21 protein-coding genes and 1 riboswitch are annotated in these 22,514 nt (G+C 71.4%); of the genes, 12 read left to right on the top strand and 9 right to left on the bottom strand.

The window, feature by feature from the left end; all coding sequences use genetic code 11:
- Positions 1 to 145: 145 nt before the first annotated feature.
- Positions 146 to 544, bottom strand: coding sequence for a hypothetical protein (locus ACI2L3_RS19675; RefSeq protein ID WP_404753613.1), 399 nt, complete (start codon positions 542 to 544; stop codon positions 146 to 148).
- Positions 545 to 707: 163 nt separating this feature from the next.
- Here ACI2L3_RS19675 and ACI2L3_RS19670 point away from each other — a divergent pair, with 163 nt between their 5' ends.
- The 6 genes from ACI2L3_RS19670 to ACI2L3_RS19645 all read left to right on the top strand — a co-directional run bounded on the left by ACI2L3_RS19670 (position 708) and on the right by ACI2L3_RS19645 (position 7,890).
- Positions 708 to 1,328, top strand: coding sequence for a heme-copper oxidase subunit III (locus tag ACI2L3_RS19670; protein ID WP_055566234.1), 621 nt, complete (start codon positions 708 to 710; stop codon positions 1,326 to 1,328).
- A 76-nt stretch (positions 1,329 to 1,404) separates the two neighbouring features.
- Positions 1,405 to 2,214: a c-type cytochrome gene (locus ACI2L3_RS19665; protein WP_055566233.1), complete on the top strand. Its 810-nt coding sequence runs from the start codon at positions 1,405 to 1,407 to the stop codon at positions 2,212 to 2,214.
- Positions 2,211 to 3,266, top strand: coding sequence for a Rieske 2Fe-2S domain-containing protein (locus ACI2L3_RS19660; protein WP_404753612.1), 1,056 nt, complete (start codon positions 2,211 to 2,213; stop codon positions 3,264 to 3,266). The genes ACI2L3_RS19665 and ACI2L3_RS19660 overlap by 4 nt, the downstream gene beginning before the upstream one ends.
- Positions 3,263 to 4,900 (top strand): cytochrome bc complex cytochrome b subunit, encoded by a 1,638-nt coding sequence (locus ACI2L3_RS19655; protein ID WP_404753611.1) that lies wholly within the window; start codon positions 3,263 to 3,265, stop codon positions 4,898 to 4,900. Before ACI2L3_RS19660 ends, ACI2L3_RS19655 begins: the two co-directional genes overlap by 4 nt.
- Positions 4,901 to 5,047: 147 nt before the next feature.
- On the top strand, positions 5,048 to 6,112 hold the full coding sequence (gene trpD / locus ACI2L3_RS19650; RefSeq protein ID WP_404753610.1) for an anthranilate phosphoribosyltransferase: 1,065 nt from the start codon (positions 5,048 to 5,050) through the stop codon (positions 6,110 to 6,112).
- A 96-nt stretch (positions 6,113 to 6,208) separates the two neighbouring features.
- Positions 6,209 to 6,326: riboswitch (SAM riboswitch) on the top strand.
- Between the two features lie 190 nt (positions 6,327 to 6,516).
- Positions 6,517 to 7,890 carry an aminotransferase class V-fold PLP-dependent enzyme gene (locus ACI2L3_RS19645; RefSeq protein ID WP_404753609.1) on the top strand — a complete coding sequence of 458 codons (1,374 nt, stop codon included), beginning with the start codon at positions 6,517 to 6,519 and terminating at the stop codon, positions 7,888 to 7,890.
- Here ACI2L3_RS19645 and ACI2L3_RS19640 read toward each other — a convergent pair.
- The 7 genes from ACI2L3_RS19640 to ACI2L3_RS19610 all read right to left on the bottom strand — a co-directional run bounded on the left by ACI2L3_RS19640 (position 7,839) and on the right by ACI2L3_RS19610 (position 14,157).
- Complete coding sequence (locus ACI2L3_RS19640) at positions 7,839 to 9,056, bottom strand: glycerate kinase (RefSeq protein WP_404753608.1); 1,218 nt, start codon at positions 9,054 to 9,056, stop codon at positions 7,839 to 7,841. The two genes, ACI2L3_RS19645 and ACI2L3_RS19640, sit on opposite strands and share 52 nt — an antisense overlap.
- A gap of 41 nt (positions 9,057 to 9,097) precedes the next feature.
- Entirely contained in the window at positions 9,098 to 10,510 is a 1,413-nt protein-coding gene (locus ACI2L3_RS19635; protein ID WP_404753607.1) for an SLC13 family permease, read from the bottom strand.
- 80 nt (positions 10,511 to 10,590) lie between these two features.
- On the bottom strand, positions 10,591 to 11,253 hold the full coding sequence (locus tag ACI2L3_RS19630) for a response regulator transcription factor (protein WP_404753606.1): 663 nt from the start codon (positions 11,251 to 11,253) through the stop codon (positions 10,591 to 10,593).
- On the bottom strand, positions 11,250 to 12,806 hold the full coding sequence (locus ACI2L3_RS19625; protein WP_404753605.1) for an ATP-binding protein: 1,557 nt from the start codon (positions 12,804 to 12,806) through the stop codon (positions 11,250 to 11,252). The genes ACI2L3_RS19630 and ACI2L3_RS19625 overlap by 4 nt, the downstream gene beginning before the upstream one ends.
- Complete coding sequence (locus ACI2L3_RS19620) at positions 12,691 to 13,056, bottom strand: small secreted hydrophilic protein (protein ID WP_404753604.1); 366 nt, start codon at positions 13,054 to 13,056, stop codon at positions 12,691 to 12,693. Before ACI2L3_RS19620 ends, ACI2L3_RS19625 begins: the two co-directional genes overlap by 116 nt.
- A gap of 85 nt (positions 13,057 to 13,141) precedes the next feature.
- On the bottom strand, positions 13,142 to 13,423 hold the full coding sequence (locus tag ACI2L3_RS19615; RefSeq protein ID WP_125512351.1) for an Lrp/AsnC family transcriptional regulator: 282 nt from the start codon (positions 13,421 to 13,423) through the stop codon (positions 13,142 to 13,144).
- Positions 13,420 to 14,157 carry a rhomboid family intramembrane serine protease gene (locus ACI2L3_RS19610; protein WP_404753603.1) on the bottom strand — a complete coding sequence of 246 codons (738 nt, stop codon included), beginning with the start codon at positions 14,155 to 14,157 and terminating at the stop codon, positions 13,420 to 13,422. Before ACI2L3_RS19610 ends, ACI2L3_RS19615 begins: the two co-directional genes overlap by 4 nt.
- A 121-nt stretch (positions 14,158 to 14,278) precedes the next feature.
- On the opposite strand from ACI2L3_RS19610, the gene ACI2L3_RS19605 reads away from it, so the two are divergent.
- From ACI2L3_RS19605 to ACI2L3_RS19585, 5 genes are all read left to right on the top strand, one after another.
- Positions 14,279 to 14,518 (top strand): hypothetical protein, encoded by a 240-nt coding sequence (locus ACI2L3_RS19605; RefSeq protein WP_404753602.1) that lies wholly within the window; start codon positions 14,279 to 14,281, stop codon positions 14,516 to 14,518.
- 34 nt (positions 14,519 to 14,552) lie between these two features.
- Complete coding sequence (locus tag ACI2L3_RS19600) at positions 14,553 to 15,902, top strand: NYN domain-containing protein (RefSeq protein ID WP_404753601.1); 1,350 nt, start codon at positions 14,553 to 14,555, stop codon at positions 15,900 to 15,902.
- Between the two features lie 270 nt (positions 15,903 to 16,172).
- Positions 16,173 to 17,207, top strand: coding sequence for an NlpC/P60 family protein (locus tag ACI2L3_RS19595; RefSeq protein ID WP_404753600.1), 1,035 nt, complete (start codon positions 16,173 to 16,175; stop codon positions 17,205 to 17,207).
- Between the two features lie 221 nt (positions 17,208 to 17,428).
- Entirely contained in the window at positions 17,429 to 18,472 is a 1,044-nt protein-coding gene (locus ACI2L3_RS19590; RefSeq protein WP_404753599.1) for an NlpC/P60 family protein, read from the top strand.
- A 38-nt stretch (positions 18,473 to 18,510) separates the two neighbouring features.
- On the top strand, positions 18,511 to 19,713 hold the full coding sequence (locus ACI2L3_RS19585) for a hypothetical protein (protein ID WP_404753598.1): 1,203 nt from the start codon (positions 18,511 to 18,513) through the stop codon (positions 19,711 to 19,713).
- Here the strand turns inward: ACI2L3_RS19585 and ACI2L3_RS19580 are convergent.
- Entirely contained in the window at positions 19,670 to 20,917 is a 1,248-nt protein-coding gene (locus tag ACI2L3_RS19580; RefSeq protein WP_404753597.1) for a glycosyltransferase 87 family protein, read from the bottom strand. The two genes, ACI2L3_RS19585 and ACI2L3_RS19580, sit on opposite strands and share 44 nt — an antisense overlap.
- A gap of 108 nt (positions 20,918 to 21,025) precedes the next feature.
- Here ACI2L3_RS19580 and ACI2L3_RS19575 point away from each other — a divergent pair, with 108 nt between their 5' ends.
- Positions 21,026 to 22,168: a glycosyltransferase family 4 protein gene (locus tag ACI2L3_RS19575; RefSeq protein ID WP_404753596.1), complete on the top strand. Its 1,143-nt coding sequence runs from the start codon at positions 21,026 to 21,028 to the stop codon at positions 22,166 to 22,168.
- Positions 22,169 to 22,514 lie beyond the last annotated feature (346 nt).

The raw sequence follows: 22,514 nt of genomic DNA, 5'->3' as shown, positions 1-22,514 counted from the left end.
GCCCTTGGCGGCCCCGGGGGGGTTCGCCGGGCCCTCCCGGGGCCGGGGGTTGTGCGGGCCGGGAAGGGAGGCTCACTTTCCCTGGTGGGGGGCCCGCGCCACGGCGCGGGCCCCTCTCACGGACATCGGGGACACCAGTGGTCCCTCAGGCCTCCACGGCCGTCCTGGTGCGCAGCAGGGCGGCCAGGGCCGCCGCGAACTCCACCGGATCGACGGGCAGGGTCACCGCGGCCTCCGCCCGGCTCCAGGTGGCCAGCCAGGCGTCCTGCGGGCGCCCGATGAGCAGCAGCACGGGCGGCGACTGGAAGACCTCGTCCTTGATCTGACGGCAGACGCCCATGCCGCCGGGCGCCGACTCGCCGTCGAGGACACAGACGTCGATGCCGCCCCGGTCGAGCTCCTTGATGACCGCGTGCGGCGTCGCGCACTCGACGAACTCGACCTGGGGGACGTCGGTGGCAGGCCGGCGGCCGGTGGCCAACCGGACTTGCTCGCGGGTGCTCGCGTTGTCGCTGTAGACCAGCACCGTGGCGGTCGGCTGCATTGTTCCTCCGATACTCGGGAACCGATGCGCGGATGCTACTCCTCCCGACACCCCGTCAACACCGGTTCGGAGAGGCCTCCGATGGGCCATCCGGGCAGGACACAGACCGTAGACACTCCGAACGGCACCCCCCGGGGTGAGGGCGGGATAAGCGACCGACATAATGTCGGTCGTGGCGACAGCAACGACAGTAGATACCGGGCACGCGCACCCGCCGGTCAATCGACCGAACCTCACCAGCGTCGGAACCATCATCTGGTTGAGTTCCGAGCTGATGTTCTTCGCGGCCCTCTTCGCGATGTACTTCACCCTGCGATCGGTGACAGGTCCTGATCACTGGAAGGAAATGGCTTCGGCCCTGAACTTCCCGTTCTCGGCGACGAACACCACGATCCTGGTGCTCTCCTCACTCACCTGTCAGCTGGGCGTGTTCGCAGCTGAACGCGGTGATGTGAAGAAGCTCCGGATGTGGTTCATCGTCACCTTCATCATGGGTGCGATCTTCATCGGCGGTCAGGTGTACGAATACACCGAGCTGGTCAAGCACGAGGGCCTCTCGCTCTCGTCCGACCCGTACGGCTCGGTCTTCTACCTGACCACCGGCTTCCACGGACTGCATGTGACGGGCGGCCTGATCGCCTTCCTGCTGGTCCTCGGGCGCACCTATGCGGCCAGGAGGTTCACCCACGAGCAGGCGACCGCAGCCATCGTCGTGTCCTACTACTGGCACTTCGTCGATGTGGTCTGGATCGGCCTCTTCGCCACGATCTACATGATCAAGTAAGCGGAGGTCGCTCACGCGACGTATCCGAAACATTCCAGAAGCATCGACGCAGAAGATCCTGACACCGGGGTAATCCGTGAAAAAGCTCTCCGCACGACGACGCCATCCGCTGGCGGCGGTCGTCGTCCTACTCCTCGCGCTGGCGGCCACCGGGGGGCTGTACGCCGCGTTCGCGCCGGCGGACAAGGCGCAGGCCGATGACACCGCCCAGTCCCTCGCCATCGACGAGGGCAAGAAGCTCTACGCCGTGGGCTGCTCCAGCTGCCACGGAACCGGCGGTCAGGGCTCCTCCGACGGTCCGAGCCTGGTGGGCGTGGGCGCCGCCGCTGTCGACTTCCAGGTCGGCACCGGCCGTATGCCGCTCCAGCAGCCGGGTGCCCAGGCGCCCAAGAAGAAGGTCATCTACAACCAGGCCCAGATCGACCAGCTGGCGGCGTACATCTCGTCGCTGGGTGCCGGTCCTTCGGTCCCGACCGAGAAGCAGTACAGCCCGGACGGAGCTGACATCGCCAAGGGCGGTGAGCTGTTCCGCACCAACTGTGCCCAGTGCCACAACTTCACCGGTGAAGGTGGCGCGCTGACGCACGGCAAGTTCGCGCCGTCGCTCGAAGGTGTCTCCCCGAAGCACATCTACGAGGCCATGCAGACCGGCCCGCAGAACATGCCGTCCTTCCCCGACACCACGATGCCGGAGAAGAACAAGAAGGACATCATCGCGTACCTCGACGCGGTCAACGGTGAGAAGACCGAGAGCCCTGGCGGTCTCAAGCTGGGTGGTCTGGGTCCGGTCAGTGAAGGCCTCTTCGGCTGGATCTTCGGTCTCGGCTCGCTGATCGCGGTCGCCGTGTGGGTCGCCGCTCGGACCGCAAAGGCCAAGAAGTCATGAGTAGCCAAGAGATTCCAGAAGAGAACCTGCCGACCAAGCAGGAGACCGAGCACGGCTCGGTGGCGACCACGGACGACAACCCGTTCGCCGACCCGGGGCTGCCGCCCCACGAGCACCGCGTCCAGGACATCGACGAGCGGGCCGCCCGGCGGTCCGAGCGTGCCGTGGCGTTCATGTTCATGCTGTCGATGGTCGCGACGGTCGGCTTCATCGCCTCGTACGTGGCGATCCCGGCCGACAAGAGCGTCTTCATCTGGCCGATGGGGCACATCAGCGGCCTGAACTTCGCCCTGGGCACGACCCTCGGCCTGGCGCTGTTCTTCATCGGCGCGGGCGCGGTCCACTGGGCCCGCACCCTGATGTCCGACGTGGAGATCGCCGACGAGCGGCACGACATCGCGGCGACGCCCGACGTCCGTGCCAAGGTCATGGCGGACTTCAAGCAGGGCGCCGAGGAGTCGGGTTTCGGTCGGCGCAAGCTGATCCGCAACACGATGTTCGGCGCGCTGGCCCTGGTGCCGCTCTCCGGTGTCGTCCTGCTGCGTGACCTCGGTCCGCTGCCCGAGGACAAGCTCCGGCACACCAAGTGGGCCAAGGGCAAGATGCTCCTCAACATGAACACCAACGAGCCGCTGCGTCCCGCGGACGTGCAGGTCGGGTCGCTGACCTTCGCGATGCCCGAGGGCATGTCGGAGCACGACCACGACTTCCAGACCCAGATCGCCAAGGCCGCCCTGATGATCGTCCGGATTCAGCCGGAGAACATCAAGGACAAGCGCGAGCTGGAGTGGTCGCACGAAGGCATCGTGGCGTACTCCAAGATCTGCACCCACGTGGGCTGCCCGATCTCCCTGTACGAGCAGCAGACGCACCACGTCCTCTGCCCGTGCCACCAGTCCACCTTCGATCTCTCCGACGGTGCCCGAGTCATCTTCGGCCCGGCTGGTCACGCCCTGCCGCAGCTGCGCATCGGCGTGAACGAAAAGGGCTACCTCGAGGCGCTCGGCGACTTCGAAGAGCCCGTCGGTCCTGCCTTCTGGGAGCGCGGATGAGCACCACCACCAATTCCTCCAACGAACAGCGCAAGCAAGCGCCCGCCGGTGAGCGCGTCGCCGACTGGGCAGACGGCCGGCTGGGGATCTACTCCCTCGCCAAGGCCAACATGCGCAAGGTCTTTCCGGACCACTGGTCCTTCATGCTCGGCGAGATCTGCCTGTACAGCTTCATCATCATCATCCTCACGGGTGTGTACCTGACGCTGTTCTTCCACCCGTCGATGAACGAGGTGGAGTACCACGGCAGCTACATCCCGCTGCAGGGTCAGCTGATGTCCGAGGCGTTCAACTCGACCATGCACATCTCCTTCGATGTGCGCGGTGGTCTGCTCATCCGGCAGATCCACCACTGGGCGGCGCTGATCTTCCTCGCCGGCATGTTCGTGCACATGATGCGCGTGTTCTTCACGGGCGCCTTCCGCAAGCCGCGTGAGGTCAACTGGGTCTTCGGCTTCCTGCTGTTCTTCCTCGGCATGTTCACCGGCTTCACCGGTTACTCGCTCCCGGACGACCTGCTCTCCGGCACCGGTGTCCGCTTCATGCAGGGCGCCATCCTGGCGGTGCCGGTCATCGGTACCTACCTGTCGATGTTCCTGTTCGGCGGGGAGTTCCCCGGCGGCGACTTTGTGGCCCGGTTCTACTCGGTGCACATCCTGCTGCTGCCGGGCATCATGCTGGGCCTGATGGTGGCGCACCTGATCCTGGTGTTCTTCCACAAGCACACGCAGTTCGCGGGCCCCGGCAAGACCAACAAGAACGTCGTCGGCATGCCGCTGCTGCCGGTCTACATGGCCAAGGCCGGAGGCTTCTTTTTCCTGGTCTTCGGTGTCATCGCGGTCATCGCGGCGATCGCCTCGATCAACCCGATCTGGGCCATCGGCCCGTACCGCCCGGACCAGGTGTCCACCGGCGCCCAGCCCGACTGGTACATGGGCTTCGCCGAGGGTCTGATCCGTGTGATGCCGGGCTGGGAGATCAACCTCTGGGGTCACACGCTCGTCCTGGGTGTGTTCATCCCGCTGATGATCTTCCCGCTGGTCCTCGCGGCGATCGCGGTCTACCCGTTCATCGAGTCGTGGGTCACCGGCGACAAGCGCGAGCACCACATCCTGGACCGCCCGCGCAACGCCCCGACCCGTACGGCCTTCGGTGTCGCGTGGATCACGGCGTACATGATCATGCTGGTCGGTGGTGGCAACGACCTGTGGGCCACCCACTTCCACCTGTCGCTGAACGCGATCACCTGGTTCGTCCGCATCGGTTTCTTCGTCGGACCGGTCATCGCCTTCATCGTGACCAAGCGGATCTGCCTGGGCCTCCAGCGGCGCGACAGGGACAAGGTGCTGCACGGCCGCGAGTCGGGCATCATCAAGCGCCTGCCGCACGGTGAGTTCATCGAGGTGCACGAGCCGCTCAGCAAGGACCAGCTGCACACGCTGACCGCGCACGAGCAGTACAAGCCGCTCGAGCTCGGCCCGACGGTCGACGAGAACGGTGTCGAGCGCAAGCCGTCCGGTTCGCAGAAGCTCCGGGCCAAGCTCTCCAAGGGCTACTACGGGGAAGAGGGTCAGATCCCCAAGCCCACCGCTGACGAGTACAAGGAGATCACGAGCGGCCACGGCCACCACTGATCAACCGTAGCTCCGCCACGGTAAGAGCCCCGTCCATTGCATGGACGGGGCTCTTTGCCGTCCCCGACGCTGGATAGGGTGGTCCCACCCCGAGCAGTCGGGTTGTTTCCCACATACGCATACGCAGACGAACACCCAGGAGCGGCTATGAACGCTGTGACCCCCGCAGGAGGCGACACCGCGGCGGGCCGTTCCTGGCCCGACGTGCTGAACGGCCTGCTCGACGGCCGTGACCAGAGCGCCGACGACACCGCCTGGGCCATGGACCGCATCATGCGGGGCGAGGCCACCGACGCGCAGATCGCGGGCTTCGTGGTCGCGCTGCGGGCCAAGGGCGAGACCGTCGAGGAGATCTCCGGTCTGGTGCGCGCCATGTACGCGCACGCCAACGTCATCGACGTGCCGGGCCCCAGCGTCGACATCGTGGGCACCGGCGGCGACGGCGCCAAGACCGTCAACATCTCGACCATGTCCGCGATCGTCGTCGCCGGAGCGGGCGCGAAGGTCGTCAAGCACGGCAACCGTGCCGCCTCCAGCGCGTCCGGCGCCTCCGACGTACTGGAGAAGCTCGGCGTCAATCTGGACCTCACGCCGCAGCGGGTGGTCGAGGTCGCCGACGAGGCGGGCATCACGTTCTGCTTCGCCGTGAAGTTCCACCCCGCGCTGCGCCACGCGGGCGCGGCCCGCAGCCAGCTGGGCATCCGGACCGTCTTCAACCTCCTCGGCCCGCTCACCAATCCGGCCAAGGTGCGCGCCCAGGCGGTCGGGGTCGCCGACCCCCGGATGGCCCCCATCGTGGCGGGCGTCTTCGCCGAGCGTGGGCACTCGTCCCTCGTGTTCCGCGGTGACGACGGGCTCGACGAGCTGACGACGACGTCCACCTCCCGGGTCTGGGTGGTGCGGGACGGCGCCGTCCGCGAGGAGGCCTTCGACCCCCGGGACGTCGGGCTCGACCTGGTGCCCGTCGAGGCGCTGCGAGGCGCCGACGCCTCGTACAACGCCGAGGTGGCGCTGCGGCTGCTCGACGGGGAGAGCGGTCCTGTGCGGGACGCGGTGCTGCTGAACTCGGCGGCGGCGCTGGCCGCCCTGACGCCCACCGACGAGCCGCTGGCGGAGCAGATCCGGGCCGGCATGGCGCGGGCGGCGGAGGCGATCGACTCGGGGGCCGCGAAGAAGGCCCTGGAGCGCTGGGTGGCCGCCAGCAACCGCTGAGAGGCCACTCCCGGGTACGACGATGTGACGCAGGGCGCAGTCCGGATTCTGGACTGCGCCTTGCGCGTCGAAGATCGTGTGGCAGGATGCTGCACAGGTCATGAGTGACAGCGACTACGGCCCCGGCCCGCTGTCCGGCAACCCTCCGTCCGTGGCGGGGTGCCCCGGGTGAAGACCAGGTCGTACGCAGCAAGGCGTATGGCAAGCGCGGACCCCTGGACATCGGTGGATGTCACAGCCCTGGGGTCCTGGTCCTCAAGGGAGCAGTCTCGTGAGCAAGCGAATGTGCTAGGGCCTTCCGGCCCCTTTCCGCGCACCCTTTTTCTCTTCATCACTGCACCGCCCCGTCCCTGACGTACGGGCGGCGACGCAGTGAACTCACTTGTCTCTTACGGGAGTTCGCCATGTCTGTTTCCGCTGTTGCCACCGACGCCGCCGTCTGTGCCCCGCTGCCGGTCCTCGGCAGGGACGTCACCGTTCCGCTGGTCACCGGTGGCGAGGTGAGCTACGCCGCGCTCGACTACGCGGCGAGCGCGCCGGCGCTGCAGCGGGTGTGGGACGACGTGGCCGCGTACGCGCCGTACTACGGCAGCGTGCACCGCGGCGCCGGGTACCTGTCGCAGCTCTCCACCGACCTGTTCGAGAACAGCCGGGTCGCCGTCGCCGAGTTCCTCGGCTGCCGCGAGGACGACCAGGTCGTCTTCACCCGCTCCACCACCGACTCGCTGAACCTGCTCGCCGCCGCCCTGCCCGCGGACTGCCAGGTCTTCGTCTTCGAGACCGAGCACCACGCCTCGCTGCTGCCGTGGCGCGACGCCCGGGTGACGTACCTGAACGCGCCGCGTACGCCCGACGAGGCCGTGCAGACCCTGGAGCGGGCGCTGGCCGACCGCGACCCCTACGGGCCCGCCCTGGTGTGCGTGACCGGCGCCTCCAACGTCACCGGCGAGCTGTGGCCGGTGCGCGAGCTGGCCGCCGCCGCGCACGCGCACGGCGCCCGCATCGTGCTGGACGCCGCGCAGCTCGCCCCCCACCACCCGGTCTCCATCGGCGAGTTGGACGTCGACTGGGTCGCCTTCTCCGGGCACAAGCTGTACGCGCCGTTCGGCTCCGGTGTCCTCGCGGGCCGCTCCGACTGGCTGCGGGAGGCCGAGCCGTACCTCGCGGGGGGCGGGGCTTCGCGCAAGGTCGCACGGCGTGCGGACGGCGGCGTGGACGTGGAGTGGCACGACACCGCGGCCCGCCACGAGGCCGGTTCGCCGAACGTCATCGGCGTCTACTCGATCGCCGCCGCCTGCAAGGCGCTCACGGAGGCGGGCTTCGACCAGCTCGTCGCCCGTGAGCAGTACCTGATCGCGAAGGTGCGCGAGGGGCTCGCCGAGGTGCCCGCCGTCCGGGTGCTCTCGCTCTTCGGGGACGACGCGCCGCGCGTGGGCGTCATCTCCTTCGTCGTCGACGGCTGGAACAGCTCGCACTTCGCCGCCGCGCTCTCCGCCGAGTACGGCATCGGCGTACGGGACGGCCTGTTCTGCGCCCACCCGCTGGTGCGCACCCTGCTCGGCAGCGAGCCCGACGAGCCCGGCGAGTGCGGCGCCCCCGAGGCCGCGCCCGGCGAGAAGTCGCTGAACGCCATCCGCGTGAGCTTCGGCGCGGGCACCCCCGACGAGCACGTCGAGCGTTTCGTGCGCGCCGTCAAGGAGCTCGTGTCGGACGGTGCGCGGTGGAACTACCGCACCGAGGACGGGCGTTGCGTGCCGGACACCAGCGCCGCCGTCTGAACCGCGGGCAGCCGGCCGCCGGGCAGCCGGGACCCGAGCTGGATCATCCGTACGGCCCGCTCCGTCGCGTCGGTGAGGAACTCGCCGCCCCGGCCGAGCGCCTCCGTCAGTGAGACCGGGGCGGGCAGGATCGCGCTGTACGCGTCCACGCCCAGCGCGCGGACGGTGTGCGCGCCGTCCCCGATGGTGCCCGCCAGCACCAGGACGGGCCGCCCGGACCGCTTCGCCCGGCGGGCCACCTCGGCGGGGACCTTGCCGCGCGGGGTCTGGTGGTCCAGGGCGCCCTCCGCGGTGATGACCAGGTCGGCGCGGGCCAGCCGGGCGTCCAGGTCGAGCCCTTCGAGCAGCACGTCGAAGCGGGGGAGCAGCGCCGCGCCGAGTGCGGCGAGCCCGGCGCCGAGGCCGCCCGACGCGCCCGTGCCGGGACCGAGGAAGAGGTCCGTGCGGGCCCGCAGGTCGCGGGTGAGGAGGCGCGCCCAGTGCTCCAGGGCGGCCGCCAGCTGGTCGACCTGCTGGGGTGTGGCGCCCTTCTGGGGGCCGAAGACGCGGGCGACGCCGCGCTCGCCGCACAGGACGTTGAAGGGGTTGCAGGCGACGCGGATCTCGGTGTTCCCGAGGCGCGGGTCGAGGCCGCTCGGGTCGATGCGGCTCAGCCGGGCCAACTCCCGTCCGCCGTGCGGCAGTTCCCAGCCGTCCGCGTCGAGGAGGCGGGCGCCGAGGGCCTGGAGAGCGCCCGCGCCGCCGTCCGAGGTGCCGGAGTCGCCGCAGCCGACCAGGACGCGGCGGGCGCCCGCGTCGAGCGCGGCGCGGATCAGCTCCCCGACGCCGTACGTCGTGGTCGCGCCCGGGTCGCGCAGCTCGCGGGGGACCAGCGAGAGCCCCGCCACGGCCGCCATCTCGACGACCGCCGTGCCGTCGGGCAGCAGGGCGAAGTGCGTGCCGATCGGCTGGCCGACGGGCCCGGTCGCGGGCAGCGCGACGAGCCGTCCGCCGCCCGCCGCGGCCAGTGCGCGGGCCGTGCCCTCGCCGCCGTCCACCAGCGGGATCAGATCGGTCTCGGCGTGCGGGACGACGCGGCGTACGCCCGCGGCGATGGCCTCGGCCGCGGAGCTCGCGGACAGGGACTCCTTGAAGCCGCTGGGGGCGATGGCGAAACGGGTCAGCACGAGGGTCTCCAGAGTGGTTCAAGGGCGGATCAAGGGCGGGGTCAGCGGACGGGGACGCCGAGCAGCGGCCAGAGCGTCACGGCGAAGAGCAGGACGAGCGCGGCGGTCAGCGGTGCCAGGACCGCGGAGAGGCGCAGCAGGTCCCGCGGGGTGTAGGTGGGGGTGCCCGGGATCTCGGCGAAGAGGGTGACGGGCTTCGCGGAGGCGGGCAGCGTGTGGCAGAAGCCGGCCGCGGCCGTGGAGGCGAGCGCGGCGGCGACCGGGTTGACGCCCGCGCCGACGGCCGCCGCGACGACCAGTGGGACCAGGACCGAGGAGCGTGCCGAGCGGGACTGCAGGACGAGGTGGGCGGCCGTGCTGACCGCGACGACCACGGTGAGGAAGAGCCACGGGGGCAGGTCGAGGGGCAGCCCGGACACCAGCCACTTCGCCGCCCCCGAGTCGGCGAGCGCGACGCCCATGGCCATCGTCGCCGCCATGAACAGGAGCAGCGCCCAGGGGACCGTCTTGAGGGCGTCCTTCAGGCCTACGGTGCCGAGGGCGGGGGAGGAGGCCACGACCGCGCCGATCAGGGCGACGACGGCGGGCGGCACCTGGTGGAGCGGTTCGCTGCACCAGAGGACGACGACGGTGGCGAGGAGCAGGGCGCAGCGTGTCTCGGCCGGTTCCCAGGGGCCGGTGACGGGCCGTTCGCTGTGTTCCTGGAGCTGGTCGAGGGTGATGTGGACGGGGCCGCGGCGGTCGGCGCGCCGGGTGGTCGTCAACAGGACGGCCTCCGCTGCCAGATGGGATGACGTGATGGCGAGCGGCAGGCCGAGCAGCAGCCATTGCGTGAAGCCGATCCGCTCGCCGGTCGCCTCCCACAGCACCGACACGGTGATCAGATGTGCTCCCGCACCGATCAGAGTCGCGACCGCGGAGAGAAGGATGACGGTCGGAAAGAGCAGCGCGAGCATCACGACCAGTCGCTTCCGGTCGCCGAGGACCTTGGCGAGCGCGAGGAAGACGGGCAGCGCGAGCGCCGCTCGCCCCGATGTCGCCGGCACCGCGAACGCGGTCACGACCAGCGCCGCGGTCGTCAGATGCGTCAACTGCCGTACGCTGCGCGCCCCGCTGACCAGGAACGTCGCCGCCCGCCCCGAGAGCCCGCTGCGCGCCACGGCGGCCGCGAGCACGAACGCGCAGATCAGCAGCCACACCGTCGCATCGCCAAGGGTGCCGAACAGGGTGTCGCTGCTGATCACGCCGGTCGCGGTGAGCGCGAGCCCGGCGCCGAGCGCGATGTACGTGTCGTCGATCGGCGTGCCGATCCAGGCACAGGTCGCCACGGCGAAGACGGCGAGGGTGAGGCGGGCGTCGCCGTCGAGGCCCGGGAAGTTCCCGGGGACCGCCAGCAGGGCGCAGATGCTGAGCGCCGTGCAGAGGGTCGCGGCCTGCCGCAGGTTCAAGGTCACGCCGTTCAGCGTGGTGCGGCGCCGTGAGCCCTCAATGAGGGGTAGATGAAGGGAACTTCACCGAGCCCGTGCGCCGCCCTTCACCCCGGCAGCCGGTACCCCATCCCGCGCACCGTCTCCACCCGCTCGGAGCCCAGCTTCTTGCGCAGCGCGCGGACGTAGACGTCGACGATGTTCGAGCCCGGGTCGAAGTCGTAACCCCACACGTGGGAGAGGATCTGCTCCCGCGAGAGCACCTGCCCCGGATGGCGCAGGAACAGCTCAAGGAGAACGAACTCACGCGCCGTCAGGTCCACCGTCCGCTCGGCCGAACGCGCCCTGCGGGTCCGCAGGTCCAGCGTCAGCTCCCCGCTGCGCAACACCGTCACCTCGGGCGCCCCGGCCGCCGTGCGCAGCCGCAGCCGCACCCGGGCGAGCAGCTCCTCGAAGCGGAACGGCTTGGTCATCCAGTCGTCGGCGCCGCCCTCCAGACCCGCCACCGTGTCCCGCACCGAGTCCCGCGCGGTCAGCACGATGACGGGCGTGGTCACCCGGGCCTCGCGCAGCCGGCGCAGGACCGTGAAACCGTCCTGGCCCGGCAGCCCGATGTCCAGGACGATCAGGTCGAAGCCGCCGGTCAGGGCGTAGTCGTAAGCACTCTCGCCGTCGCCGACCACGCTGGTCGTGAAGCCGTTGGCGCGCAGGCCCTTCTCGACGAAGGAGGCGATGCGCTCCTCGTCCTCGACGATCAGTATGCGGTTCACTGCCGCTCCGCCCCTTCCGGCTGTCCCTGCGCGAGTACGAGTACGAAGGTGGCGCCGCCGCCCTCCGTGGGGCGCAGCTCGACGCACCCTCCGTGGCCCTCGGCGATGGCCCTGACGATGGCGAGGCCGAGACCCGCCCCGGTGGCGCGGGAGCCGCGCCGCGCGGTGCCGCGGCGGAACCGCTCGAAGATCACCTCGGCGTCCTGCGCCTGCACGCCGGGCCCGCTGTCGGCGACGTACAGCTCGATGCGGCCCGCGCACAGCCGCGAGCCGATGGAGATCCGCTGCCCCGGGACGGTGTGCTGGACCGCGTTCTGCGCCAGCTGCACCATCGCCTGGGTGATGCGCTGCGGGTCCAGGCCGGTCTCGGCGTCGGCGACCTCGGCGAGCCGCCACGCGCGGTCGCCGAGCGCCCGCGCCTTCACGAAGACGTCCGCGGTCAGCTCGGCGAGCTGCACCGGCTCGGGGGTGACGAAGTCGGGGCGCTCGGCCTTGGCGAGGAGCAGCAGGTCCTCGACGATGCGGCTCATCCGGTCCAGCTCCTCCGTCACGATGCGGACGGTCTCCTCGCGTTCGCCCGGCTCGTCGCCCATCAGCTCCAGGTGGCCGCGGACGATGGTGATGGGGGTGCGCAGCTCGTGCCCCGCGTCGTCGACGAACTCGCGCTGCGCGGCGAAGGCCCGCTCAAGACGGTCCAGCATGCCGTTGAACGTCTCGGCGAGGGCCGCGACGTCGTCCCGGCCCTGGACCGGGATGCGCCGGGTCAGGTCCTGCTCGGTGAGCTGCGCCGCGGTCGTGCGCACCAGGCGTACGGGTCTGAGGATGCGGCCCGCGACCGCCCAGCCGATGCCCGTCGTCATCAGGAGCGCGACGCCGGAGATGGCGAGCAGCATGGTGAACACGTCGGCCGCCTTGGCCTGTTCGCGCTCCGGGTGGAAGGCGACCACGAACGCCGCCGCCGGGTGGCCGCCGCCCGCCTCGACCTCCACCTTCGCCCAGCGGACCTCGCCCCGGTCGCGGTGGAGCGTGCCGGTGGCGTCGGGGGAGTCGAAGACCGCCGTCAGCCCGGCGGGGTCCTCGGCCAGCGGGTGGTCGATCCGCGGTTCGCGGGCCTGCTCCTTCTTGGCGGGCACGCTGCCGGTGCGGCCGACCAGGCCGAGGAGTTCCTCGTCGGGGTCGGCGTACTGCCGGGACAGGAAGAGCCGCAGGAGCGGGTCGGGCGCGGTGAACCGCTCACCGGTGTGCGGGTCGACGCCCTCGCGCGCGAGGTTGGTGAACTCGGCGGTCTCCTGGGCCAGGAGCCGGTCGATGCGGTGGTCGACGTCGCGGAGCAGGACCGAGCGGGTGGTGGCGGCCACCGCGGTGAGCGCGACGGTCATCACGACGAGCAGCCACAGCAGGATGCGGACACGAGCGGATATCCAGTGCCGCCGCGGCTCAGCCGTCGTCCCCGGGACCGTCGTCCCCGGGACCGTCGTCCCCGGGACCGTCGTCGCCGGGACCGTCGTCGTTGTCGTCCCGTCCGTCGTCGCTGTCGTCGTTGCCGCTGTCATCGTTCGAGGGATTCTCGCCTGGCCTGTCGCTGGGGTGGTTCTCGCTCACCGGTGGCGGGGACACTCTCTCGTCGCTCGGGGCGGGCCGGGGGGAGGCGGGCTCCGCGGCCGGCGAACCGCTCTCCAGCTCCACCTTGGGCGGGGCCTTGGGCTGCTCGGGGCTGTCCGTCAGGACGTAGCTGGTCGCGGCGATGCCGAGCGGGATCGCCACGACGGCGGCCAGGGCGGCCATGCGGTGGGAGAAGACCATGACAGCGAGGCTGGCCGACGCACCGCACGAGCCGGATGAGGCGCGGATGAAGAAACCCTCATGCGGGCTGATCCGAGGACACGCCCTAGGAGTCGAGGCCGATCGCGAAGGCGGCTTCCAGGTCGTGCTGCGAGTACGTGCGGAACGCCACGTGCGTGTCGGTCGCCTCGACGCCGGGGATCTTGCTGATCCGGCCGGGGATGACGTCCGCCAGGTCGTCGTGGCGCGGCACCCGCACCATCGCGATCAGGTCGTACGTACCGGTCACGGAGAAGACCTCGCTGACCGAGTCGAGCGCGGCGATCGACTCGGCGATCTCCGGAATCCGGTCCACGCTGGTCTTGATGAGCACGATCGCGGTGATCACGGCTGGCTGTCTCCCTCGGTGGCCGGTGCGCTGCCTTGTCCCTGCACTCTAGCTCTCCGCACACTCCACCCCCACGCGAAGACGAAGCCGAGCGAGAAGCCCACCAGGTGCGCCAGATAGGCCACTCCCGTGCCCTTCCCGCCCTGCCCCGCCGCCAGCCACTGCAGCGCCACCCAGAACGGCAGCACCACCCACGCGGGGAAGCGCAGCGGCAGGAAGAAGAGGAACGGGAAGAGGCTGGTGACGCGTGCCGCAGGGAAGAGATACAGGAAAGCGCCGAGGACGGCGGAGATCGCCCCGGACGCTCCCACGAGGGTCTGGGCGGAGCCCGCGTGAGCGGCCGCGTACACGAGGAGGGCGAAGTAACCGCAGCAGACGTAGAAGAGCGCGTACAGGAGGTGCCCCATACGTTCCTCGACCATGACGCCGAACACGTACAGGAACAGCATGTTCCCGAGCAGATGGAGCCAGCTGCCGTGCACGAACAGGGCGGTGAACGGTCCGAGGGCGGCGCGCGGGGCGCCGCTGAACAGTTCGACGGGAACCACGCCCCACCGCTCGAAGTAGAGCTGCTGCGCGCCGAGCAGCCGGTCTCCGGTGCCGTAGGCGGGATTGAAGCCGGAGAGCGGGGAGATGGCGAAGACCGCGCAGCAGACGGCGATCAGTCCGTACGTCACCGGGGCGGACCCTCCCGTGAGCAGCCGGCCCGCCTTCGTACCCCATGCGTGGATCATTGACAGAGCATGACGTAACGCCAGGAAACCGTACAGACCGCCTCGCCGCCGCGGCGTGCCCCTTACAGGCCTTAGGGTTACGGGCAATACGCACCATGCAAACCGAGGGAAAGCAGCCACGATGACGGTTCCCCTGCCGACCGCCACCACCCGGTGGCGCTGCACGCTGTGCGGCAACCTCACGCGTTTCGACGTGACCCGCACCTCCAAGGTCGTCGAGTATGTGCATCTCGACCTGGCCGGAGAGTCGAACGTCGAGGAACGCGAGGTGGTCAGTGAGAGCATCGAGTCGGTGCGCTGCCGCTGGTGCAACGCGGTGGATCAGGTGGAACTCGTGGACAGGCCGGGAACCGGCTCCTGAGGGAGCGGGACCCGCACAGCTAGTGGGGTGACGGATGGTGGAGAGCGCAGGCGGGGAGCCGGACGACGGCGCCGCTGAGGTGCTCGACCGTCCGCTGCCCGACGGGGTACGCCGACGGGTCGTCCAGATCGTCTCGGACGGCTTCGGCGCCCTGACCCTGGCCGAACTGCCTCCTCAGCTGCGGCAGTACGCGCGCTTCACGCCCACCCGGCGTGCCAAGTTCGCGGCCAACGCCATGGCGGCGGCGCTGGAGAACGACACGCTGTTCCGGCAGCGCATCGGCGAACGCCTCAGGGAGGTGCAGCCCGAGCTGGCGGGCGCCCTGGCCGCGGGCTCGCCGCCGCCCGCCGCCGACCCCCTGGACGTCGCGGCCGCGGCGTATGTGCTGCGTCCCGCGGGGTGGGTGAAGCTGGTCACCGCCGCGGGCGAGGAGGCCCAGCGCGCCGACGCCGAGCGGGTCGACGACGAGACCCGCGCCGAGTTGGAGCGGCTGCGTGAGGAGCTCGCCGCCGCCCGCGGCCAGACCCGGGTGGAGACCGAGCGGCTGCGCGCGGAGCTCGAATCGGCCCGCAAGGAAGCCGAGTCGATGCACCGCAAGCTGCGCGGCGCGCTCAGTGACGTGAAGCGCGGCGAGGCCGCGCTGCGCAAGGCCGCCGCCGAGGTCGAGGCCGTGCGCGCCGAAGGCCAGGCGCAGCTGTCCGCCGCCGAGAGCGAGACGCGGCGGCTCAAGGCGCGGCTCGCCGAGACGGAGGCCGCCCTGGAGGCCAGCCGCCGGGCGGCGCGCGAGGGCCGCAGCGTCGAGGACATGCGGCTGCGGCTGCTGCTCGACACGGTCCTCGACGCGGCCCAGGGGCTGCGCCGCGAGCTGGCGCTGCCGCCCGTGTCCGTACGGCCCGCGGAGACCGTGGACGCCGTCGAGCCGGGGCGGATGTCGCCCAAGGACATCGCCGCCCGCGCGCTCTCCGAGAACGACCCGGCGATCCTGGACCAGCTGCTCGCCCTGCCCCAGGCGCACCTGGTCGTCGACGGCTACAACGTCACCAAGACCGGCTATCCGACCATGCCGCTGGACAAGCAGCGGCTGCGGCTGCTCGGTTCGCTCTCGCAGCTGGCGCTCCAGTCGGGCGCCGAGGTCACCTGCGTCTTCGACGGCGCGGAGCTGGCCGCTCCCGTGCTGCTCGCGCCGCCGCGCGGGGTGCGGGTGCTGTTCTCCAAGCCCGGTGTCACCGCGGACGAGTTGATCCGTCAGCTGGTGCGCGCGGAGCCGCCGGGGCGGCCCGTGGTCGTCGTCTCGACCGACCGCGAGGTGGCCGACGGGATCGCGAAGGCGGGGGCGCGGCCGGTGGCTTCGGCGGTGCTCCTGAAGCGGCTTTCGCGCGGCTAAAGGGGCACTCGGCAACTCCTGGGTCGTATGCCCGAATTGGGCGCCCGCCGCACGCGACGTAGCGTCAGAAGATCATTACGGGCTGTGCGTTATCGGTAAAGAATGTTTCCCGCGACCGATTTTTTGATGGTGTGATTTGAACTGATCACAAGAAGGTCACTAGGGTCAGCCCTCGAACCCCCGCTCGGTTGATCACCCATCCGGGGTGGCGGCGGTGGTACCCGCCCACCGCGTCCCGGTAGGCGGTTGGAGGATGAAGGAGCCGCCCGCGTGGCGTCCCACCGTCGACCCAAGCAGCCGAGCCGCACCCGCGTGACCGTGCTCACCGCAACCGCCGCCGCTGCCGTTGCCCTCACCTCGCAGGGCGCCGCCCAGGCCGCGCCGAAGCCGAGCAAGGACGAGGTCAAGTCCAAGGTCGACAAGCTCTACGAAGACGCGGAGCGTGCCACCGACAAGTACAACGGGGCCAAGGAGAAGCAGGAGAAGCTCGAGAAGCAGATCGGCGACCTCCAGGACAAGGTCGCCCGCGGCCAGGAGGAGCTCAACGACCTGCGCGACGGCCTCGGTTCGATGGCCAGCGCCCAGTACCGCTCCGGCGGCATCGACCCCTCCCTGCAGCTCTTCCTCTCCTCCGACCCGGACAACTACCTCGACAAGGCCTCCACGCTGGACCAGCTGAGCAGCCAGCAGGTCGACTCGCTCAAGAAGATCCAGAAGAAACAGCGGGACCTCGCGCAGCAGCGCAAGGAGGCCGCGGGCAAGCTCGACGACCTCGCCGCCACCCGCACCGAGCTCGGCAAGAAGAAGAAGGAAGTCCAGGGCAAGCTCGGCGAGGCGCAGAAGCTCCTCAACACGCTGACGGCCAAGGAGAAGTCGGAGCTGGCCGCCAAGGAGCAGAAGCGCGCCAGCCGCGCCGCCGACCAGCGCGCCGACCTCGGCGACGAGGCCCCCGCCTCCGGCCGCGGCGCCGCCGCCCTGAACGCCGCCGCCACCCAGCTCGGCAAGCCGTACGTCTCCGGTGGCACGGGCCCCAACTCCTTCGACTGCTCCGGCCTCACCCAGTGGGCGTACGCCCAGGCCGACGTCTCCATCACGCGGACGACCTACACGCAGCAGAACGACGGCACGAGGATCGGCCGCGGCGAGCTCAAGCCCGGCGACCTGGTGTTCTTCAACAACCTCGCGCACGTCGGCCTCTACGCGGGCAACGGCCAGGTGCTGCACGCCCCGAAGCCCGGCGCCGTGGTGCGCTACGAGGCGATGGAGTACCTCGGCAACTTCCAGTTCGGCGTCCGCGTCGCCTGACCTCGACACGGTTGCCCACACCGCCCGAACGGGCGAATTCCGGTAACTCACGCTGACCCCGCGCCCCGTTGATGACCTGCGTCTGAAGCGGGGCGTCGGGCTGTCCGCGCCCTTTCCCACCCGGACGGCCCTTTGGCCCTCCGTGGCCGCACGACTACTGTCGGCGCGCATTCCCCCGGGACAGCCGGGGGGTTCGTCAGCGGAAGGGAGAGCGGCTTCCCGTGGGGTTCCATCGCCGTCCCGCACAGCCCGGTTCCGACCGGAGCACGCGCGTGACCGTCCTTTCAGCGGCAGCGGCCACCGCGGCAGTGACCACCGCGGCGGCGGCCCTCGCCGCCGCGCCCGCAGGTGCCGCACCGCAGGACAAGCCGTCCGACACGCGCGCCAAGGTGGACCGGCTGTACGAACAGGCCGAGCGGGCCACCGAGCTGTACAACAAGGCCGACGAACGGACGGACAGGCTCCGCGCGCAGGTCGAGCGGGCCAAGGACAGCGTCGCGCGCGGCCAGGAGCGCATCAACCGGATGCGCGGCGCCCTCGGCGCGCTCGCCGGCGCGCAGTACCGCTCCGGCGGCATCGACCCCTCGCTGGCCCTGCTGCTCTCCTCCGACCCGGACGCCTACCTGGAGAGGGCCTCGGTCCTGGACCGCGTCAGCGCCCGGCAGGCGGGCGAACTCGCCGATCTGCGGCGGGCCCAGCGCGGTCTCGCGCAGGAGCGCACCGAGGCAGGGCGCAAACTGGCCGAGCTGGAGAAGAGCCGCACCCTCGTCGCCCGCCACAAGCGCACCGTCGAGCACAAGCTGGCCAAGGCCAGGCAGCTGCTCAACTCGCTGCCCGGTGACGAGCGCGACGCGTACGACAGGTCCTCGCGCTCCGGCGGCCGCGGCGAGCTGCCGGAGCTCGGGGGCGCCCCGTCCTCGTCCCGGGCCGCCGCCGCCATCGCCGCCGCCCGCTCCGCGATCGGCCGCCCCTACGTGTGGGGGGCCAACGGACCCTCCGGCTTCGACTGTTCGGGCCTCATGCAGTGGTCGTACGCCCAGGCCGGGGTCGGCCTGCCGCGCACCTCGCAGGCCCAGCGGTACGCAGGCCGCCAGGTCTCCCTGTCCCAGGCGCAGCCCGGCGATCTCGTCACCTACCGCGACGACGCCAGCCACATCGGGATGTACATGGGCAACGGCCAGGTGGTGCACGCCCCGTACCCCGGAGCGGCGGTCCGCTACGACCCCGTCGGCATGATGCCGGTCTCCTCCGTGACGCGGATCTGACCGGCGGTCCACCGCCCGGACACCGTACGATCGGGAAGGTGGCTGGTCACAGGCGTGGGTCGGGGATGTGGGCGCTCTGCTGCGCGCTCTGCCTCGCCCTGCTTGCCGGATGCGGCCGCGGCCCGGTGCCGGACGCCGCCGCCGGCGAGGTGCGCGCCCTCCTGGAGCGGCGGGCGCGGGCCGTCCTCGACGAGGACGAGAAGGCGTACGACAGCACCGAACGGCCCGCTAAGGGCGCGAAGGACGTCTTCGGACGCATCGACGGCGTCCCTCTGGAGTCCTGGGAGTACCGGCTGACCCGCCTCGACCGCTCCGGCGCCGAGGCCACCGCGACCGCCGAACTCCACTACCGCGTCAAGGGCTACGACCGCGCGCCGGTCACCGCCGAGCGCACGCTGTCGCTGAAGCGCAGCGACGGCCGGTGGTACGTCACCGACGAGCGCCCCGCGAAGAAGTCCGGCGAACAGCTCTGGGACCAGGGGCGCGTGACGGCCGAGCGCGGCAGGCGCAGCCTCGTCCTCGGCGTCGGGCAGAGCCCCGCGGAGCTGCGCGCCCACCGCGAACTCGCCGACCGGGCGGTGCCCGCGGTGCGGGACGCCTGGCCGGGGAAGTGGCCGGAGCGAGTCGTCGTCCTCGTGCCCCGGTCCCTGGACGGCATGGCGCGGCTGCTCGGGGCGCCCGCCTCCGGGTACCGGGGGATCGCGGCGGTCACCACGGGCGAGACGGGCGGGCGGGGCCGGGCGCCGGCCGACCGGATCATCGTCAACCCCGAGGCGTACGGCGTCCTCGGCGAGTTCGGCAAGCAGGTCGTCCTCACCCACGAGGCGACCCACGTCGCGACCCGCACGCGGACCACCAGGGCCACCCCGCTGTGGCTCTCCGAGGGCTTCGCCGACTGGGTGGCGTACCGCGACACGGGGCGCACCCCGGCGCAGGCCGCGCCCGAACTGCGGCGCGCGGTGCAGCGCGGTCAGCTGCCCGACGCCCTCCCGGAGGACGCGGAGTTCGGCTTCGGCGGGGACGCCGCGAAGCTCGCGGGGGCGTACGAGAGCGCGTGGCTGGCCTGCCGGATGATCGCGGAGCGGTGGGGCGAGCGGAAGCTGACGGACTTCTACCGGGCGGTGGGCGCCCACCCGAAGCGGGCGGGCGCGGTCGAGGGGGCGCTGCGGGACGTCCTGGACACGACGCCCGAGGACTTCACGGCGCGCTGGCGTACGTATCTGCGTGCGGAGCTCGGCTGACCTGCCCCGGCACCGGCCCCCTGCGCGGTTCCGACACCGTCTCGCGCCACAGGTTCCGGCAGGCCAGCAGGGCGGCCGCGACCAGCAGGCCGTTGCGGACGAGCAGCAGGGACACGCCCAGCGGATCGCTGACGACCACGTGCGAGAACCACACGGGGAACTCCAGGAACGTCACGAACGTGGCGCCCAGGACCAGGCGGGCGGGCACCTCCATCCGGCTGCCGCGGAACACCAGGCAGACGGCGGCGACACCGACCAGCCAGAGCATGTACTGCGGGCTGATCACCCGGCTCGTGGCGGTGAAGAGCAGCACGGCCACGAAGGCCGCGTCGGCGGGCGTGCTCGCCGACCGGACCCGGGCGCGCAGCCGCCACACCAGGAGCCAGCAGAAGGCCGCCACCGACAGGGCCTGCGCCACCGTGCTCACCAGCGGGACGTACGGACCGAGGAATTCCACGGAGCCGTAGTTGAGCCGCACTTCGCCCCGCCAGCCGGCGTACCGCCCCAGATGGAAGGCGAGGGCGCCGAGCGACTCCACCTCCGTGCCGCGGTCGCGCTGGAAGGTGAGGAACGCGAGCGCGCCCGGCATCGCCACGAGAAACACCAGCGCGAGGACGACGGCCGTGCCCGCGGCCGCGCGCCAGGACCGCCGCGTCGACCACCCGCGCGGCGTACCGACGAGCAGCAGCAGCGGCCACACCTTGAGCAGCGCCCCGAACCCGGCGAGCACCCCCAGGACGCGCGGCCGCCGCGCCCCCGCGAGCAGCGCGGCGACCGCGACGGCCACCACCATCACGTCGTAGCGGGCGTACACGGTGGGCCCGAGCAGGGCCACGCCCAGGACCCACATCCAGGCGCCGCGCGGCGACTTGCCGGGCCGCCGCCCCGCGTACAGGAGCAGCGCGCACACCGCCGCGTCGCAGAGAAGGGCGAGGACGAAGAAGGCCGACGCGTAGCCGAGGAAGGGCAGCAGCGCGGGGGAGAGGATCGCGAGGGCCGCGGCGGGCGGGTACTGCCAGGTGACGTCGTCGAGCGGGAAGGTGCCGGTGCGCAGCACCTCGTACCAGCCCTGATAGATGACGGTGACGTCACTGGTCACGTCCGGGCCCGGGGCGGTGAGGACATGGAAGACACAGAGCAGCAGGACGGTTCTGGTCAGGCCCCAGACGGTCAGGACGCGTGCCGTGCGTGTCATGCGTGCCATGCGCGCCTCGCCCCTTTTTCCCTGCTTCGTCGTGATTCAGGGGGTCATGATGCCGGGTGGGGCCGGGGCAGGGCGAAGAGGCCGGGCCGTTCGGTACTGTCGTGCGCGATGCACAAGACCCTGATCGTCACGAACGACTTCCCGCCCAGGCCCGGTGGCATCCAGGCGTTCCTGCACAACATGGCGCTGCGCCTGGACCCCGAGCAGCTCGTCGTCTACGCCTCCACCTGGAAGCGGGGCCGCGAGGGCGCCGAGGCGACGGCCGCCTTCGATGCCGAGCAGCCCTTCAAGGTCGTACGCGACCCCACGACGATGCTCCTGCCGACCCCGCGGGTCACCCGGCGCGCGGTCTCGCTCCTGCGCGAACACGGCTGTACGTCGGTGTGGTTCGGGGCGGCCGCCCCGCTCGGCCTCATGGCGCCCGCGCTGCGGAAGGCCGGGGCGGAGCGGCTCGTCGCCACGACGCACGGACACGAGGCCGGGTGGGCCCAGCTGCCCGCCTCGCGGCAACTCCTGCGCCGGATCGGCGAGTCGACGGACACGATCACCTATCTCGGGGAGTACACGCGCTCGCGGATCGCCGCCGCGCTGACGCCCGCGGCGGCCGGGCGGATGGTCCAACTGCCGCCCGGCGTCGACGAGAAGACGTTCCACCCCGGATCAGGCGGGGACGCGGTGCGGGAGCGGCTCGGTCTGACCGGCCGGCCCGTGGTGGTCTGCGTCTCGCGGCTCGTGCCGCGCAAGGGCCAGGACACGCTGATCCTCGCCATGCCGAGGATTCTCTCCGCGGAGCCGGATGCGGTGCTTCTGGTCGTCGGCGGCGGGCCGTACGAGCAGGAGCTGCGCAAGCTCGCCGCCGAGACGGGGGTCGCGGACTCCGTACGCTTCACCGGCGCCGTCCCCTGGGCGGAGCTGCCCGCCCACTACGGCGCGGGGGACGTCTTCGCCATGCCCTGCCGGACCCGGCGCGGGGGCCTCGACGTGGAAGGCCTCGGCATCGTCTACCTGGAGGCGTCCGCGACGGGCCTCCCGGTCGTCTCCGGCGACTCCGGCGGGGCGCCGGACGCGGTCCTCGACGGAGAGACGGGCTGGGTCGTCCGCGGTGGCGCGCCCGAGGAGGCGGCGGACCGGATCACCGCGTTGCTGGCGGACGGGGAGTTGCGGGCGCGGATGGGGGAGCGGGGCAGGGCCTGGGTCGAGGAAAAGTGGCGCTGGGACCTCCTGGCGGAGCGCCTCAAGCAACTCCTGTAGCCCGCATCGGGCTGCCGCCCCGGGCCCGTCGACGACTGCCGGCCATCGCGGCTCGCCTACCGCCCAGGGGGCTGCCACTGGCGGTTCCTGAGCGGCTGCCGGATCGTCTCGGCTGGTCGCGCAGTTCCCCGCGCCCCTGAAAAGCCGGCTGCGCCTGCTTTCGGCTATCGCCGCGGGGCTGCTGCCTGGGCTTTGCTTGCGACTTTCTGCCCGCGTCGGCTGGTCGCGCAGTTCCCCGCGCCCCTGAAAAGTCGGCTGCGCCTGCTTTCCGTCTTCGCCGTGGGGTTGCCGCCTGGGCTTCGTCGGCGGCTTTCCGTCCGCGTGGGCTGGTCGCGCAGTTCCCCGC

Source organism: Streptomyces sp. NPDC029674 (assembly GCF_044903205.1).
Lineage (GTDB): Bacteria > Actinomycetota > Actinomycetes > Streptomycetales > Streptomycetaceae > Streptomyces.
This window is presented reverse-complemented; position numbering and strand designations above follow the sequence as displayed.

What these genes read in the sequence shown, in the direction of transcription:
- ACI2L3_RS19675 (WP_404753613.1), bottom strand. Translation starts at nt 544, where the DNA reads ATGCAGCCGACCGCCACGGTGCTGGTCTACAGCGACAACGCGAGCACC.
- ACI2L3_RS19670 (WP_055566234.1), top strand. Translation starts at nt 708, where the DNA reads ATGTCGGTCGTGGCGACAGCAACGACAGTAGATACCGGGCACGCGCAC.
- ACI2L3_RS19660 (WP_404753612.1), top strand. Translation starts at nt 2,211, where the DNA reads ATGAGTAGCCAAGAGATTCCAGAAGAGAACCTGCCGACCAAGCAGGAG.
- ACI2L3_RS19655 (WP_404753611.1), top strand. Translation starts at nt 3,263, where the DNA reads ATGAGCACCACCACCAATTCCTCCAACGAACAGCGCAAGCAAGCGCCC.
- trpD (WP_404753610.1), top strand. Translation starts at nt 5,048, where the DNA reads ATGAACGCTGTGACCCCCGCAGGAGGCGACACCGCGGCGGGCCGTTCC.
- ACI2L3_RS19645 (WP_404753609.1), top strand. Translation starts at nt 6,517, where the DNA reads ATGTCTGTTTCCGCTGTTGCCACCGACGCCGCCGTCTGTGCCCCGCTG.
- ACI2L3_RS19625 (WP_404753605.1), bottom strand. Translation starts at nt 12,806, where the DNA reads ATGACAGCGGCAACGACGACAGCGACGACGGACGGGACGACAACGACG.
- ACI2L3_RS19620 (WP_404753604.1), bottom strand. Translation starts at nt 13,056, where the DNA reads ATGGTCTTCTCCCACCGCATGGCCGCCCTGGCCGCCGTCGTGGCGATC.
- ACI2L3_RS19610 (WP_404753603.1), bottom strand. Translation starts at nt 14,157, where the DNA reads ATGATCCACGCATGGGGTACGAAGGCGGGCCGGCTGCTCACGGGAGGG.
- ACI2L3_RS19605 (WP_404753602.1), top strand. Translation starts at nt 14,279, where the DNA reads ATGACGGTTCCCCTGCCGACCGCCACCACCCGGTGGCGCTGCACGCTG.
- ACI2L3_RS19600 (WP_404753601.1), top strand. Translation starts at nt 14,553, where the DNA reads ATGGTGGAGAGCGCAGGCGGGGAGCCGGACGACGGCGCCGCTGAGGTG.
- ACI2L3_RS19580 (WP_404753597.1), bottom strand. Translation starts at nt 20,917, where the DNA reads ATGGCACGCATGACACGCACGGCACGCGTCCTGACCGTCTGGGGCCTG.
- ACI2L3_RS19575 (WP_404753596.1), top strand. Translation starts at nt 21,026, where the DNA reads ATGCACAAGACCCTGATCGTCACGAACGACTTCCCGCCCAGGCCCGGT.